17 protein-coding genes and 1 pseudogene are annotated in these 13,744 nt (G+C 58.9%); 11 read left to right on the top strand and 7 right to left on the bottom strand.

Going from position 1 to position 13,744, the window contains the following annotated elements; translation table 11 throughout:
- Nucleotides 1–12: 12 nt before the first annotated feature.
- Entirely contained in the window at nucleotides 13–1,509 is a 1,497-nt protein-coding gene (locus AC0V6V_RS06760) for a YifB family Mg chelatase-like AAA ATPase (RefSeq protein ID WP_486164672.1), read from the bottom strand.
- Between the two features lie 145 nt (nucleotides 1,510–1,654).
- Between AC0V6V_RS06760 and AC0V6V_RS06755 the strand changes: the two genes are divergently transcribed.
- The 6 genes from AC0V6V_RS06755 (at nucleotide 1,655) to yihA (ending at nucleotide 6,130) form a co-directional block, all read left to right on the top strand.
- A complete protein-coding gene (locus AC0V6V_RS06755; RefSeq protein ID WP_486164671.1) occupies nucleotides 1,655–2,614 on the top strand; it encodes an alpha/beta hydrolase in 960 nt (319 codons plus the stop codon).
- 98 nt (nucleotides 2,615–2,712) lie between these two features.
- The gene (gene rpmH, locus AC0V6V_RS06750) at nucleotides 2,713–2,847 is read left to right on the top strand and encodes a 50S ribosomal protein L34 (protein WP_119514694.1); all 135 of its coding nucleotides are present in this window, start codon (nucleotides 2,713–2,715) and stop codon (nucleotides 2,845–2,847) included.
- A 110-nt stretch (nucleotides 2,848–2,957) separates the two neighbouring features.
- Nucleotides 2,958–3,368 (top strand): ribonuclease P protein component, encoded by a 411-nt coding sequence (gene rnpA, locus AC0V6V_RS06745; RefSeq protein ID WP_486164670.1) that lies wholly within the window; start codon nucleotides 2,958–2,960, stop codon nucleotides 3,366–3,368.
- Entirely contained in the window at nucleotides 3,365–3,574 is a 210-nt protein-coding gene (yidD, locus tag AC0V6V_RS06740) for a membrane protein insertion efficiency factor YidD (RefSeq protein ID WP_472639804.1), read from the top strand. The genes rnpA and yidD overlap by 4 nt, the downstream gene beginning before the upstream one ends.
- 76 nt (nucleotides 3,575–3,650) lie before the next feature.
- Nucleotides 3,651–5,435 (top strand): membrane protein insertase YidC, encoded by a 1,785-nt coding sequence (gene yidC, locus AC0V6V_RS06735; RefSeq protein ID WP_486164669.1) that lies wholly within the window; start codon nucleotides 3,651–3,653, stop codon nucleotides 5,433–5,435.
- Nucleotides 5,432–6,130 (top strand): ribosome biogenesis GTP-binding protein YihA/YsxC, encoded by a 699-nt coding sequence (gene yihA, locus AC0V6V_RS06730; RefSeq protein ID WP_486164668.1) that lies wholly within the window; start codon nucleotides 5,432–5,434, stop codon nucleotides 6,128–6,130. The genes yidC and yihA overlap by 4 nt, the downstream gene beginning before the upstream one ends.
- 3 nt (nucleotides 6,131–6,133) lie before the next feature.
- On the opposite strand, the gene AC0V6V_RS06725 is transcribed toward yihA, so the two are convergent.
- Nucleotides 6,134–6,553, bottom strand: a complete 420-nt coding sequence (locus AC0V6V_RS06725; RefSeq protein WP_486164667.1) for a VOC family protein — start codon at nucleotides 6,551–6,553, stop codon at nucleotides 6,134–6,136.
- 146 nt (nucleotides 6,554–6,699) lie between these two features.
- On the opposite strand from AC0V6V_RS06725, the gene AC0V6V_RS06720 reads away from it, so the two are divergent.
- From AC0V6V_RS06720 to AC0V6V_RS06700, 5 genes are read left to right on the top strand one after another with little or no spacing between them, the layout of a single operon-like run.
- Nucleotides 6,700–7,362 (top strand): glutathione S-transferase family protein, encoded by a 663-nt coding sequence (locus tag AC0V6V_RS06720; protein WP_486164666.1) that lies wholly within the window; start codon nucleotides 6,700–6,702, stop codon nucleotides 7,360–7,362.
- Complete coding sequence (locus AC0V6V_RS06715; protein WP_486164665.1) at nucleotides 7,362–8,246, top strand: S1/P1 nuclease; 885 nt, start codon at nucleotides 7,362–7,364, stop codon at nucleotides 8,244–8,246. The genes AC0V6V_RS06720 and AC0V6V_RS06715 overlap by 1 nt, the downstream gene beginning before the upstream one ends.
- Nucleotides 8,243–9,382, top strand: coding sequence for a succinyl-diaminopimelate desuccinylase (gene dapE / locus AC0V6V_RS06710; protein WP_486164664.1), 1,140 nt, complete (start codon nucleotides 8,243–8,245; stop codon nucleotides 9,380–9,382). Before AC0V6V_RS06715 ends, dapE begins: the two co-directional genes overlap by 4 nt.
- Before the next feature lie 16 nt (nucleotides 9,383–9,398).
- On the top strand, nucleotides 9,399–10,658 hold the full coding sequence (locus AC0V6V_RS06705) for a dicarboxylate/amino acid:cation symporter (RefSeq protein ID WP_486164663.1): 1,260 nt from the start codon (nucleotides 9,399–9,401) through the stop codon (nucleotides 10,656–10,658).
- Complete coding sequence (locus AC0V6V_RS06700) at nucleotides 10,648–10,950, top strand: hypothetical protein (protein WP_486164662.1); 303 nt, start codon at nucleotides 10,648–10,650, stop codon at nucleotides 10,948–10,950. Before AC0V6V_RS06705 ends, AC0V6V_RS06700 begins: the two co-directional genes overlap by 11 nt.
- Here AC0V6V_RS06700 and AC0V6V_RS06695 read toward each other — a convergent pair.
- From AC0V6V_RS06695 to dapB, 5 genes and pseudogenes are all read right to left on the bottom strand, one after another.
- Nucleotides 10,947–11,063 (bottom strand): annotated as a pseudogene (locus AC0V6V_RS06695) (endonuclease III); the annotation flags it as partial. The gene AC0V6V_RS06700 and the pseudogene AC0V6V_RS06695 sit on opposite strands and share 4 nt — an antisense overlap.
- A gap of 38 nt (nucleotides 11,064–11,101) precedes the next feature.
- Nucleotides 11,102–11,461 carry a hypothetical protein gene (locus AC0V6V_RS06690; protein ID WP_486164661.1) on the bottom strand — a complete coding sequence of 120 codons (360 nt, stop codon included), beginning with the start codon at nucleotides 11,459–11,461 and terminating at the stop codon, nucleotides 11,102–11,104.
- Nucleotides 11,458–12,105: an endonuclease III gene (nth, locus tag AC0V6V_RS06685; protein WP_486164660.1), complete on the bottom strand. Its 648-nt coding sequence runs from the start codon at nucleotides 12,103–12,105 to the stop codon at nucleotides 11,458–11,460. Before nth ends, AC0V6V_RS06690 begins: the two co-directional genes overlap by 4 nt.
- A gap of 18 nt (nucleotides 12,106–12,123) precedes the next feature.
- The gene (locus AC0V6V_RS06680) at nucleotides 12,124–12,999 is read right to left on the bottom strand and encodes a YwqG family protein (RefSeq protein WP_486164659.1); all 876 of its coding nucleotides are present in this window, start codon (nucleotides 12,997–12,999) and stop codon (nucleotides 12,124–12,126) included.
- Nucleotides 12,996–13,724, bottom strand: a complete 729-nt coding sequence (dapB, locus tag AC0V6V_RS06675) for a 4-hydroxy-tetrahydrodipicolinate reductase (protein ID WP_486164658.1) — start codon at nucleotides 13,722–13,724, stop codon at nucleotides 12,996–12,998. Before dapB ends, AC0V6V_RS06680 begins: the two co-directional genes overlap by 4 nt.
- Between the last annotated feature and the right edge of the window lie 20 nt (nucleotides 13,725–13,744).

Raw genomic sequence — 13,744 nt, 5'->3', positions numbered from 1 at the left:
CGTAGTAGTTTACTACATCCGCGCAGGCTGATGGCGATAGCTTAGCGCCTCGGCGATATGCGCGCGTCCTACTGTCTCCGCAGCTGAGAGATCCGCGATTGTCCGCGCGACCCTGAGCATTCTGGTGTAGCCGCGGGCTGACAGGCGCAGCTTTTCGGCCGCTTGCATAAGCAATTGGCGGCCATCGTCATCGGGCGAGGCGTAGTGCTCCAGCTTCTCTCCATCGAGCTCTGCATTGGAGCGCACACCGCGCCCTTCTTGCACCTGCCGGGCCGCCGCCACTCTTTGCGCGACCGCTTCGCTGCCTTCGCTCGCTGGCGGCAGAGCCATGTCCATCGCGCTCACTGCCGCCACTTCAACATGCAGGTCGATCCGGTCCAGCAAGGGGCCGCTGATGCGCGCTTGGTATTCGGTGGCGCAGCGCGGTCCGCGCGCACAAACATGGCCAGGCTCGCCCGCATGCCCGCAGCGACACGGGTTCATGGCGGCAATCAATTGCACTCTGGCTGGAAAAGTGACGTGCGCATTAGCGCGGGCGACATCGACATGGCCGGTTTCAAGTGGCTGCCGGAGGGAATCGAGCACAGGCCGCTGAAATTCCGGCAGCTCATCAAGGAACAATACGCCGAGATGCGCGAGGCTAACCTCGCCGGGGCGCACTTTCAGGCCGCCTCCCGTTAAAGCGGCCATGCTCGCGGAGTGATGCGGCGCGCGGAAGGGGCGCGAGCGGCTGATCCGGCCGCTATCGAGCAAGCCCGCAACCGATTGCACCATCGACACCTCCAGCGCTTCGCCGGGCGTAAGCTCTGGCAAAATGCCGGGCAGGCAAGAGGCGAGCAGGCTCTTGCCCGATCCCGGCGGCCCCATCATCAGCATATTGTGCCCGCCGCTGGCAGCGATTTCGAGCGCGCGCTTGGCGGTCTCTTGCCCTTTGACTTGCTTCAGGTCTGCGCCAATTGGCTTCTCCTCAATCGCGCCGCGTGTCGGCTCTGCCAGGGTCTGCGTGCCTTTGAGGTGGTTGAGCAGGCTGACCAAATCCTTCGCCGCCAGTACAGGTATGCCGCTTGCCCATTTTGCCTCGGGGCCTTGCTCCGCCGGACAGATCAACCCGATGTCATTTTCGCTCGCATGCAGGGCGGCCAGCAATGCGCCGGGCGTGGCGACAATTCGGCCATCAAGCGATAGCTCGCCAACCGCCAGCCAGTCGCCCAATTGCTCCGCATCGGTCACACCCATTGCGGCGAGCAGCGCAAGCGCGATTGGCAAATCATAATGTGAGCCGTCTTTCGGAAGATCAGCTGGCGAGAGATTGATAGTGATCCGTTTTGGGGGCAGGGCGAGGCCCATCGCGGCTAGTGCGGCCTGCACGCGTTCACGGCTTTCGCTAACAGCTTTGTCGGGCAATCCGACCACTGTGAAGCGGGGCAAACCAGAGGCAACTTGGCATTGTACCTCTACGCTGCGCGCCTCTAGCCCGAGATATGCGACCGTTTTTACCAGCGCGACCACGCAGTAACCCCCTAATAACTATAGTGCGTTTGACTCTTTAAACTCTTTTAAGCCCACTACTTACGGGCATAGGTGCAAGTCCTAAAGGTTTTGGCAAGCATAAAACTTCGCCATTCCTAAAATATGTCGAATCTATAGAGTCGGCATGCAAAAAATTGGTCGCCTTCTCGTCATTCTTTTCAGCTTGTTTGCATTGCCAAGCGTCGCCGCTGCGCAAGAATTTGCCGCGTCGCGCTCAGTTGCGGTGGAACGTTGGGTAGAAGAATGGGATCCGGCGGCTCAGCGGTGGGTGCGCCTGCAGTCTTCGGCTGCTTCACCGGCCAATTTTCAATCGGTGTCTTCGGGCAGCAAAACGGTTACTACTGAATACACCTATGTGGAGCCGCAAACTGCGGCGATGACCGCCCGCTACGCCGCGCCGCTGCCAAAGACCGCGCGACCAGCGAAAACGGCACTGGCGCAATATGGTCCGTTCCAAGTCCTTGATGAAAGCCGCGCCGCTGTCGTTGGCTCCACCAACCGGATGAGCCCGCTTTATTTCAACGCGATGCTGCGTGACTTTCCGGGCCTCAAGCAGCTTGAACTGATCGAAGCCCCTGGCACCAGCGACGACATCGCCAATCTGGCTGTGGGCCGCGCCATTCGCGCCGCTGGCATCTCCACCCATGTCCCGGACGGCGGCTCAGTGCGTTCGGGCGCGGTTGAGCTCTTCCTGGCGGGCAAGACCCGCACAATGGAAGACGGCGCCGAGTTCGCCGTGCATTCCTGGCTCGACAATTATGGTCGCCAACCGCAAGACTTTGCCCCAGACGCACCGGAAAATCGCCTCTATCTCGACTATTACACCGAGATGGGCATGAGCGATGTGCGCGCCCGCGACTTTTACGCGATGACCAATTCCGTGCCGCACCAAAGTGCCAAATGGCTCGGCGCGGACGAAATGCGTAACTGGCTGCGTCCGGAGCGCCCTGCGCATAGGCCCAAGGTCGAGCGGACGCGCCAGATTGACCTGAACTTTATCATGCTGCCAACCATCAAACTGGCATTCAGTCATATCGCTCATGTTGAGCTCGCAATGCTTGACTCAGGTTACGCTTTCCCATAACTGCGCGCTCGTAATGCGGTCGCCAGCAGGCGGCCCTTTTTATTCGCGCAGCAATAGCGATAGCTGATATTGCTGAGCACATTGATTTCGAGGACGATATGAAGCGGACATTCCAACCAAGCAATCTCGTGCGCGCCCGCCGCCACGGTTTCTTCGCTCGCAAAGCTACGCCAGGTGGCCGCAAGGTTCTGCGCGCTCGCCGCAAGCGTGGCCGCAAGACCCTTTGCGCGTAAATTAAACTGGTCGGCGCCTCGTCTGAGGCGCGCAGTTTTTGCTCGCGACAGATACAGTCGCATGCTGCGGGCTCCCATTGGGGGCCCGTTCTGCGTATAGCAGCACCTTAATGGCTCAAGTTCTTACAAAGCGGTCTGACTTCTTGGCGGCGAATCGCGGTCTGCGTGTGGCGCGGCCCGGGTTTGTTTTGCTTACCCGTCCCAATGGCGGATTGGGTCAGCGCTATGGCATTACCGTTACCAAGAAGATCGGCAATGCCGTGGTGCGCAACCGAATGAAGCGCCGTTTCCGGGAAATTCTGCGGGCCGCTCTGCCTCAGTTTGGCCTAGCGGATCATGACCACGTCTTGATTGGACGCGCAGGCGGTGTGGAGCGCGACTTTGACGCGCTGGGTCAAGAGCTTGAACACGCATTGGAGCGCGTCAAGGCGGGGAAGGGCGATCCGGCCCGTGGGCGCAGGCCGCGGCGCGGCAAGCGCCAAACCCCTAACCCAAAGGCTAGCGGCACGGCCCCTTCATGAAGCATGTTCTCATCTTTATCGCCAAGCTGTGGCAATGGGGCCCAAGCCGGATTTTGCCGCCGACTTGCCGCTATGCGCCGTCTTGTTCGCAATATGCGATCCAGGCCTTGGGGAAATATGGCGCGATCAAGGGTGGATGGCTGGCGACGAAGCGGCTAATGCGCTGCCATCCGTGGGGCGGGCATGGATATGATCCTGTCCCTTGAGTTCGCATTTTTGACTGTCATACCTATATAACACGCCTGCCGCCAAATCGGGCAAACATACAAACAGGATTTACTCTTGGACAATCAGCGTAATTTGTTGCTGGCCGTAGCGCTTTCAGGTCTGCTTATCCTCGGTTGGGACGTGGCCATGCGCCAGTTCTATCCGGATGCCGCGATCACCGCGTCAACTGAAGAGGTTGAACCAGCGGCAGCGGCTAGCGCGGGCGACGTCCCGGGGACCAGCGTTGTCGCCGCAGACTTGCCCAGCGGCGTGACCCCGGCGGCAGGGCCGGTGGATCTTGATGCAGCCTTGGAAAACCCGCTGCGGGTGGCGATTGATGCGCCGCGCCTGGCTGGCTCGATCAACCTGGTTGGCGCGCGGATTGACGACATTGTTCTTAAGGATCACCGCCAGACGATTGACGATGACAGCGGCCCAGTGCGGCTGTTTGCGCCGGATCGCACGGACAACCAATATTTTGCTGAGTTCGGCTTTTTGGCGAATGCTGAGCGGCTTGGCCCCGATGTCGTGTGGACCGCCGATGCGGAACGGCTGACGGTGGATTCGCCGGTCACGCTGACGCACACAGCGGCCGATGGGCTGACCTATTCGATCAAGCTGTCGATTGATGACAATTACATGCTGGAGGCGGTGCAAACCGTATCCAATGCGGGCGAAAGCGCGGCAGTGATTCAGCCGTTCTCGCTGATCAATCGCACGAGCGCCAATGCCTCGGCGGACGAGTTTATCGTTCACGCGGGCCCGGTTGGTGTGTTTGGCGGCACCATCGATGAAGAATACGCGTATGACGACCTCGACGAGGTCCCCAGCTACACGCCCGAAGGCAAAGCCAATTGGCTCGGCTTTACAGACCGCTATTGGCTGTCTGCGCTGGTGCCGGGCGAGGGCAATTTTGAGAGCAGCTTCCGCGCGCTGGGTAGCCAAATTTACCGCAGTGATCTGATCTATGATGCCGTCACGCTGCCTGCCGGACAATCAATCCAGCAATCAACTCAGCTGTTTGTCGGCGCCAAAGAGAGTTCGGTGCTGGACGAATATGAAGCGTCTGGCATTGATGATTTCGGTCTGGCGATTTCGTGGGGCTGGTTCTGGTTCATTGAGAAGCCAATGCTGCTTCTCTTGAAGACTCTGTTTGATTTCGTCGGCAATTTCGGCGTGGCGATTATCGTTCTTACCCTCATCATCCGCGGGTTCCTGTTTCCTGTTGCGCAGAAACAATTCTCCAGCATGGCTGCGATGAAGGCGGTTCAGCCCAAGATGAAGGCGATCCAGGAGCGTTACAAAGACGACAAACAGAAGCAGCAGCAAGAGATTATGAAGCTGTACAAGGATGAGAAGGTCAATCCTCTCGCCGGCTGTCTGCCGCTCCTCATTCAGATCCCGATCTTCTTTGCGCTGTACAAGGTTCTGATCCTGGCGATTGAAATGCGGCATGAGCCGTTTGTCGATTTCTGGATCAAGGATCTGTCCGCGCCTGACCCTTGGACGATCCTCAACCTGTTCGGTTTGCTGCCATTTGAAGTCACCGGCTTCCTTGGCATCGGCGTGCTCGCGATCTTGCTCGGCATCACCATGTGGCTGACGTTTAAGCTGAACCCATCGGCCATGGACCCGATGCAGCAGCAAATTTTCAACTTCATGCCGTGGATTTTGATGTTTGTGATGGCACCGTTTGCGGCTGGTCTGCTGCTCTACTGGGTCACCAACAACATCCTCACGCTGGCTCAGCAAAGCTATCTCTATTCCAAACACCCGCAAATGCGCGCTGCCATAGAGAAGGAAAAGGCCGAGAAGGAGCGCGCCAAAGCGCTTGAAGATCAATCAAAGGGCGAGGCGTGACCCCAGAGGAAACTCAAGCGCAAGAGCAGCAAGAGCAAGAGGAGCGCGCGCAGAAGTTTCGTGAGCGCACGGCCTCTAAGCTCTTCTCCGGGCGCGTGGACTTTTTGCTGTCCGCGCCCCAGCTCAAATTCCTGCCCGAGCCAACGGTGCCTGAGATTGCCTTTTGCGGGCGGTCCAATGTGGGCAAAAGCTCGCTGCTGAATGCGCTCACGGGCCGCCGCTCAATTGCGCGTACCTCGGTTACGCCGGGCCGCACGCAGGAACTCAATGTCTTTGAAGTGGGTGAACCAACGCAGTTCCGGCTCGTCGACATGCCGGGCTATGGCTTTGCCAAGGCCCCGCCCAAAGTGGTTGAGACTTGGAAGAAGCTTGTCCGTCAGTACCTGCGCGGACGGCCCGTTCTCGCTCGCAACCTCGTGCTGGTCGACTGCCGTCACGGCCTGAAAGATGTTGACCGCGAAATGATGACCATGCTGGACGAGGCAGCCGTCGGCTACCGCGTCGTGCTGACCAAGGCGGATAAGATCAAAGCGAGCGAGCTAGCCAAAACGGCAGAGGCGGTTTCCGCTGAGGCGCGCAAACACGTTGCCGCCTTTCCTGAGCTGCACATCACCAGCAGCGAGAAGGGCATGGGTATCGAGGAGCTTCGCGCTGCGGTCTTGCTCGACGCGATGGGCGAGAGCTACTTCACCTAAAGGCTATTTCGCAAAGAGCTGAGCGGGATCGGCGAAAGCCTTCATCTCGATCGCATTGCCCGATGGATCGCGGAAGAACATCGTCGCTTGCTCCCCGGTTTCGCCTTTGAAGCGCACGGTCGGCTCGATCACAAAATCAGTGCCTGCGTCTTTCAAGCGCTGCGCCAGAGCCTCCCATGCGGGCATACCCAAGACCAAGCCGAAATGCGGCACCGGCACGCCGTGGCCATCGACCGGATTGCTCGCGGCATCGCCCGCCGCGCCCGGTGCCAGATGCGCAACGATCTGGTGCCCGTGAAAGTCGAAGTCGATCCATTCCTCGCTGCTGCGCCCCTCCGCGCACCCGAGAACGCCCGCGTAAAACGCACGCGCGGCGGCAAGATCATCAACCGGAAAGGCGAGGTGAAATGGTGGCGTGGCCATGTCTGGGCGAAGAGCCTTTCTGTGATTGGATGGCCGAGAAGTAACCGTTCAGCCTCGACAGCGAAACACTGAATATCTAGGGCATCGCAAAGCGAGGCTGATAATTGCCTCAAACCTCTAAGCCCCGCAAGATGGAGCAAGCCGTCATGAAGCTGATTATCGGCAATAAGAATTATTCCAGCTGGTCGCTGCGCGGCTGGCTGGCGGCGAAGCAATCTGGGCTGTCATTTGAAGAACTGACGGTGCCAATCCTGGGCGAGGGCTGGGAAGAGCAGAAGCAGGGCATGGGCGAGATGCAGCCCTCGCACGGCAAGGTTCCAATCCTGTGGGATGATGACACAGTCATCTGGGACAGTCTGGCGATCATGGAATATCTCGGTGACAAGGTTGGGCGCGACCGTTTCTGGCCAAAGGACGAAAGTGCGCGCGGCATGGCCCGCGCGATGGTGGCTGAGATGCACTCATCCTACATGGCGCTGCGCAAAGAGCTGCCGATGAATGTCCGCCGCAAGGTGAAGCTGGAGGATGTCTCGGAAGAGGCCCGCCAGGACATCGTGCGTATCCTGACCCTGTGGGCAGAGGCGCGCTCGCGCTACGGCAGCAGCGGGCCGTTCTTGTTCGGAACCTTTGGTGCTGCGGACATCTTCTACGCGCCGGTCGTCTCACGCTTCATCACCTACGGCATTGGCGTTCCCGGTTTTGCAGAGGCCTATATGCAAGCGGTTTGGGAGCATGCCTGGATGCAGGAATGGATAGGCGCCTCTGAAGAGGAGCAATGGGTGATTGAGCAATACGAGACAATCGGCTGATGCGCGCTTTCGCAAAGCTCTGGCTGTGCGTCTTGGCAGTGATGCTCGCTGCGCCAAGCCCCGCTTTCGCTTGGGGCTTTTATGCGCATGGCAAGACGGCTGAGATTGGCGAGGCAAATATTTCGCCAAGGGCTCGCGCTGAGATTGCGCGGCTGCTGCGTTCAGAGGCGCTGCTGGGCACGCCGGAATGCTCGCTTTCCACGTTGGAAGAGGCCTCTGTCTGGCCCGATTGCGTCCGCCGGACTCGCTGGCGCTGGGGCTACACCGCCGCTTGGCATTACCGCACGACGCCGATTTGCGAGGCTTACAACCCGCGCGCCAACTGCTCTGGCGGGAATTGCGTCACCGCCCAGATAGAGCGCAGCCACCGCATGCTCGCCGACGAAAGCCTGCCAAATCACATTCGTTTGGAGGCGCTGGCCTTCATGGTCCATTTCGCAGGCGACATTCATATGCCACTGCATTCGGGCGATAAGAATGATCGCGGCGGCAATGACCGCGAGACCGATTATGGGATCGTCCCCAGCCTTAATCTGCATTGGATTTGGGATGGCCCCTTGGCAGAACGGGCAATCACCAGCGGTGAGCGACCTGTTGTCCGCTCTTACAGCGCCGCTGAACGCGCCGAGCTGGGCGGCGGATCACCGGCGGATTGGGGCCGGGAAAGCTGGAAAATTGCCCGCGATTTCGTTTATCCTACCGCCTTCGACACGCAGGACGTTTGCGGCACCGAGCTGCCCCGCAAAACTGCGCTCAGCCAAGAGGATATCGTCAAAGGCGTGCCAATCGCGCGGCGGCGGGTCCAGCAGGCTGGCATCCGCATTGCAGAGCTGCTCGAAAGCGCCTTTGCCCCAGGACCATTGCCCGAACCGGAGCGACGATGACCACAGTTCTTGAGATTGCGCAGCGGCTTATCGCAGCGCCCAGCGTTACGCCGGCGACCGGCACAGTGTTCGATGCAATGGAGGCGATGCTGGCCCCGCATGGCTTTGCGGTGCACCGTTTCACGCGCGGCGACGGGCCAGAGGGCAGCGATGAGGCCCCGGTCGAAAACCTGTTCGCCATTCGCACAGGCCCAGAGGGCTCCAAGCATTTCGCCTTCGCTGGCCATCTGGATGTTGTGCCTCCGGGCGAAGATTGGACCAGCGCTCCGTTTGAGCCAGAGATCAGGGGCGATCTGCTGTATGGGCGCGGTGCGGTCGATATGAAGGGCGCGATCGCCGCCATGATCGCGGCCATCGCTGATGTGCCAGCGGATGCGGGCACGATCAGCTTTATCATCACGGGCGATGAAGAAGGCCCCGCGCTGCACGGAACGCGCGCTCTGATCGATTACATGCGCGAGCAGGGCATTCAGCCTGATCTGTGCCTGGTGGGGGAGCCGACCAGCGTTAACAGGCTGGGCGATATGATGAAGATCGGACGGCGCGGTTCGGTCAATATCTGGCTGAGCGTGGAGGGCACGCAGGGCCACGTCGCCTATCCGCACCTGGCCGACAATCCATTGCCGAAACTGGTGGCGATGCTCGCTGAGCTTGATGCGCTCACCTTGGATACGGGCACCGATTGGTTTCAACCCTCCAATCTGGAAATCACCGATCTGACGGTTGGGAATAAGGCCCACAATGTGATCCCGGCAAAGGCCGAGGCGCGCATTTCGATCCGTTTCAACGATTTGCATAGCGGCGCCAGCCTGTCCGACAGGGTCAGCTCCATCGCTGAAAACCACGGTGGGACAGCGCGGCCTATCATCTCGGGCGAGCCATTTCTGACCGAGCCGGGCGCATTTTCGCAGATGATTGCGGATGCGGTTGAGGCAGAAACCGGCACCGCACCAGAGGCCTCCACCAGCGGCGGCACATCGGATGCACGTTTCCTGCGCAATGTTTGCCCTGTGATTGAATTTGGGCTTTGCAACGCAACCATGCATAAGCGCGATGAAGCGGTGGCCATTGCTGATCTGGATGCGCTGGCCCGGATTTATACGAATGTGGCCTTGGCCGCTCTAAAACACGACTAAACGCGGGAGCGCAGATGTGCTGAAGGCTTGGTTCAATATTCCCTTGTGGCAGCGGGTAATCGCGGCGCTGATCTTCGGCATTGCGCTGGGCCTCTTCTGGGGGCCGGAAGCTGAAAGCATCAAGATCATCGGCGATATCTTTATCGCCTTCATCAAGATGCTGGTCGTTCCATTGATCTTCTTCAGTCTGGTTGCCGGCGTTGCGAGCATTGGAGACCTGCGCAAATTGGGCAGCGTCGGGTGGCGAGCTTTGCTGATTTTCGTGGTCACTGGGCAAATGGCCGTCTGGCTCGGCCTTGGTATCGGGACCCTTTTACAGCCGGGTTCTGGCCTTGATGCATCGGCGATGCAGCTCGATTCAGCGGCACTCGAACGCGCGCAGGACCGCCAAGAAAACGCGGTCACCTTCCAAGACATGATCTTGGAGGTTGTGCCCTCCAGCCCGGTTCAGGTGATGGCGGATGTCAATGTTCTGCCGCTGATCGTTTTCTCGCTGCTGATCGGGATCGGCATCTTGATGGCAAAGGAAGAGGGCGAGCCTGTCCTCAAGATCTTCGAGAGCGGTTCTGTCGTAATGCAAAAGATCACCATGGTGGTGATGGAGCTCACCCCGTTTGGGGTCTTTGCGCTGATGGCATGGGTCGCAGGGACGCTTGGGATAGAGGCGCTGCAGGCGCTCGGATTTCTGGTGTTCCTGAACTATCTCGGCTGCTTCCTGATCATCGGGATCATCTATGCCGGGATGATTAAATTTGTCGCGCGCTTGCCCGTGATCGACTTCTTCCGCGGCATTATCGATGCCATCGCGGTCAGCTATTCCACCGCCAGTTCCAATGCGACATTGCCGGTCACTTTGCGTTGCACACGGCGCAATTTGGGCGTGTCGAACTCGGTGGCCAGCTTCGTGATTTCGCTGGGCGCGACAATCAATATGAACGGCACGGCGATGTATCTGGGCCTTGCGACCTTGTTTGGGGCGCAGGTGTTTGGCGTGGATCTGTCCTGGAGCGACTACTTCCTGATCTCCGTCCTGGGTACTCTCGGCGCGATTGGCGCGGCGGGCATTCCCGGATCAGGCCTGATCATGATGGTGCTGGTGTTTGGCGCGGTCGGCGTGCCGCTAGAGACGATCGCTTTGGTCGCCGGTATCGACCGGATCATGGACATGATGCGCACTACCACGAACGTCAGCGGCGATGCGGCCGTGGCGACGACGGTGGCGAGCCTGACGAACGAGATCGACCGCGAGGAAATGGTCAGCGCGGATGATGTTTAATCCGTTCCGCGTGAGGAGAAGCTGGCAGCGCCAGAGGCAAGTCAATGCTGCTCTTCGACAGTTAAAGGCAAAGCATGCGCAGGGTGCGCGTGCAGACGACTTAATTGGTTTATTGAAGTCGCAAGGCTTCTCACAAGGGATCAGCGTCCATCTGCTTCATAATGCTGATGTTGGCGAGATTAATGAATGCAAGCGGCTTGTAATTGAGAGCGGCCATTGGTCTGAATTGAGAAAAGCAAACGAAGAAATACAACAAGTCATAGGTGACTATCTTACTGAAGAAGAGAGCTAAGCCCGCCCCTTCGGCGCCTCCAGCACCTTCTTCCTAAAGCTGCGCAGATCCACCAACTGGCACCGCCAGCATTCCGGCGTGCGCGCATTGCAGACATAGCGGCTATGCAGAAGGGGATCGACCGCGAAGAAATGATCAGCGCGGATGATGTTTAGTCTGTCACAATCTCAAATTGCGTGACTAACTCATTGGCGTCCAGATCAATCACCAGCCACTCATAGCCAACTGAATTGTCCAGGCTCTGCGCCGGTCCGAGGAGATAGACCATATCCGATTCAGCGAAACGTCCCGTCTCGGTCGGGGGACCAAATGTCTGCTCGACCTCGGCACGGGTCTTGCTCGTCAGGTCGGTTTGCACAAGATAAGAATTCAGCATCTCGGCACGCGCATGTGTATTTGTGTCGGCATTACGCCACTTTTCTGAATCGAAAGGCGTTTCAGAGTAGAGGAGCGGGGGCGAACAGCTTGCTGTGATCCATAACAGCGCAAGCATAATGGCGTTTCGTTTCATCGTTTCGGCGCCTCCAGCACCTTCTTCCTAAAGCTGCACAGGTCCACCAGCTGACAGCGCCAGCATTCCGGCGTGCGTGCTTTGCAGACATAGCGGCCATGCAGGATGAGCCAGTGATGTGCGTGCAGGCGGAAGGGCTGCGGTACGCGCTTTTCCAGCTTTGCCTCGACCTGCTCCGGCGTCTTACCCTTGGCCAGACCTGTGCGATTGCCCATCCGCAAGATGTGCGTGTCGACTGCAAAGGTCTCTTGCTTGAACCAGCAATTGAGCACGACATTCGCGGTCTTTCGCCCCACGCCGGGCAGCCGGACGAGGTCTTCGCGCGTATCGGGCACTTCGCCGCCATAATCGTCGATCAGCAATTGCGAGAGCGCGATGACGTTCTTCGCTTTGGAGTTGAACAGACCGATCGTCTTGATGTGCTCGATGAGGCCCGCCAGCCCCAGATCGAGCATCTGCTGCGGTGTCTCCACCTTCGCAAACAGCGCCCGCGTTGCCTTGTTCACGCCAACATCGGTCGCCTGCGCAGACAGCGCCACGGCGACGACCAGTTGATAGGCGTTGCCATATTCCAACTCGGTCTCAGGCTCTGGATTGTCCTCAGCCAGACGGCGGAAAAATTCGAAGATCTGGTCTTTGGTCATTGGTTTGCAGCCATCGTTTCAGGAGCAGTCCCAGGAATAGGCTACCTTGGAGAAATCGCCTTTAGCAAGGTCTTCGCTGCACATCATGAAAACACATTCGCCCATGTCACCCCACATCAGATAATCGTCGGATGTGAGCCGCAGCAGCACCTGATCTAGATCCGCATTGTGCGGGCCCATGCGGATATCGGATTGCGTAAAAGCGGGGTAGCCGCCCGTGTGATGTCTCAGCGGACGCCCCTCATCGATCTTGTCTATCCGATCATAGAGCGGATCAAGATCGTATTCCATGCCAAGAGCATCAAATCGCTTGCTTGCCTCTTTGACCGACAGATCGATCCGATCGGTGACCTGCTGCGGGGTTAAGCCGAGGCCCCGTTTTCGCATCTCATAATTGTACGATGGCGAGTAGTCGTCGATCCCACTGGTATCGAACTCGTCGATATGCGGTGAAGGGTGCAGCGCTCCGGCTTCGTTGGGGATCACCAGCCTTACGAGAAAATTGCCGGACCGCGGCTGGTTAAAATTTGCTCCAAACAGATCATCGCGACCAATGAAAAATTGGACGGTCCCTTCTCGCGGATAGCCATCCAATGGGGCGCAATCGGCAAGATCGAGCTGTGCGAGGAAATCGAGTGTTTTACCATCGTTACCAATGGGCCATTCTTCGCCTGCTTGCAGATAAGCCGGTCCAAAGAGACGCGAACCGCCACGCGAAATCGGAAGAGATGGCGCAGGCTCCAGCACCACAGCAGGTTTTGTTTTTGTAAGGTACCAGGCGATGAATTCATCGGCTTTCTCGTCTGGCACAGACGGCAATGAGTGCTTACCCGGCTGAGGTGGAGCGGCCAGTGTGTTCGACATACCGAACAGTCGTTTGATAAAATTAATCACAATCCAAGCACGTCGTTCATTGTGTAGCGTGCAGTGGGCTTACCGATCAGCCAAGCGGCCGCTTTCACGGCACCGCGCGCGAAGATCATGCGGTTTTCCGCGTTGTGTGACAGCGTGACACGCTCTTCATTCCCCGCCAGAATGACGCTGTGATCCCCGGCAACGCTGCCGCCGCGCAGGGCGGCAAAGCCGATTGCGCCTTCGGCCCGCGCGCCAGTGTTTCCGTGGCGGCCGCTCTCCGTGTGGCTTGCAAGATCAATTCCTCGCCCTTCAGCCGCCGCCTCGCCCAGCAGTTTGGCCGTGCCAGAGGGGGCATCGACCTTGTGGCGGTGGTGCATTTCCAGCACCTCAATATCCCAGTCTGGGCCAAGCTTCGCCGACGCCTCGCGCACCAAGTGCGCCAGCAGGGTGACGCCCAGCGACGTGTTGCCGGTTTGAAGCACTGCTACAGCCTCAGCCGCTTTGTCGATCGCTGTGAAATGCTCCGCCTCCAGGCCCGTTGTTCCAATCACAATCGGAGTGCCTGCAGCCTGCGCCGCTTCTAGATTGGCTTGCAATGCAGCAGGGGCGGAGAAGTCCACGAGCACGTCGGACTGGGCGGCGAGCGGACCCGGCGCCTCGCCTTGATCCACGCCGCCTGCCAATTGGTGGCCAGCATCCGCGATGGCCCGGGCCAAAGCCTCGCCCAGACGCCCCTTGCTGCCGATAATTCCGATTTGCGCCATTGCTACTAACCTATTCAAAG

The organism is Erythrobacter sp. S249 (assembly GCF_057364975.1).
This window is presented reverse-complemented; position numbering and strand designations above follow the sequence as displayed.

What these genes read in the sequence shown, in the direction of transcription:
- dapE (WP_486164664.1), top strand. Translation starts at nt 8,243, where the DNA reads ATGACCACAGTTCTTGAGATTGCGCAGCGGCTTATCGCAGCGCCCAGC.
- AC0V6V_RS06720 (WP_486164666.1), top strand. Translation starts at nt 6,700, where the DNA reads ATGAAGCTGATTATCGGCAATAAGAATTATTCCAGCTGGTCGCTGCGC.
- AC0V6V_RS06700 (WP_486164662.1), top strand. Translation starts at nt 10,648, where the DNA reads ATGATGTTTAATCCGTTCCGCGTGAGGAGAAGCTGGCAGCGCCAGAGG.
- AC0V6V_RS06755 (WP_486164671.1), top strand. Translation starts at nt 1,655, where the DNA reads ATGCAAAAAATTGGTCGCCTTCTCGTCATTCTTTTCAGCTTGTTTGCA.
- nth (WP_486164660.1), bottom strand. Translation starts at nt 12,105, where the DNA reads ATGACCAAAGACCAGATCTTCGAATTTTTCCGCCGTCTGGCTGAGGAC.
- dapB (WP_486164658.1), bottom strand. Translation starts at nt 13,724, where the DNA reads ATGGCGCAAATCGGAATTATCGGCAGCAAGGGGCGTCTGGGCGAGGCT.
- AC0V6V_RS06690 (WP_486164661.1), bottom strand. Translation starts at nt 11,461, where the DNA reads ATGAAACGAAACGCCATTATGCTTGCGCTGTTATGGATCACAGCAAGC.
- AC0V6V_RS06715 (WP_486164665.1), top strand. Translation starts at nt 7,362, where the DNA reads ATGCGCGCTTTCGCAAAGCTCTGGCTGTGCGTCTTGGCAGTGATGCTC.
- yidD (WP_472639804.1), top strand. Translation starts at nt 3,365, where the DNA reads ATGAAGCATGTTCTCATCTTTATCGCCAAGCTGTGGCAATGGGGCCCA.
- rnpA (WP_486164670.1), top strand. Translation starts at nt 2,958, where the DNA reads ATGGCTCAAGTTCTTACAAAGCGGTCTGACTTCTTGGCGGCGAATCGC.
- AC0V6V_RS06725 (WP_486164667.1), bottom strand. Translation starts at nt 6,553, where the DNA reads ATGGCCACGCCACCATTTCACCTCGCCTTTCCGGTTGATGATCTTGCC.
- rpmH (WP_119514694.1), top strand. Translation starts at nt 2,713, where the DNA reads ATGAAGCGGACATTCCAACCAAGCAATCTCGTGCGCGCCCGCCGCCAC.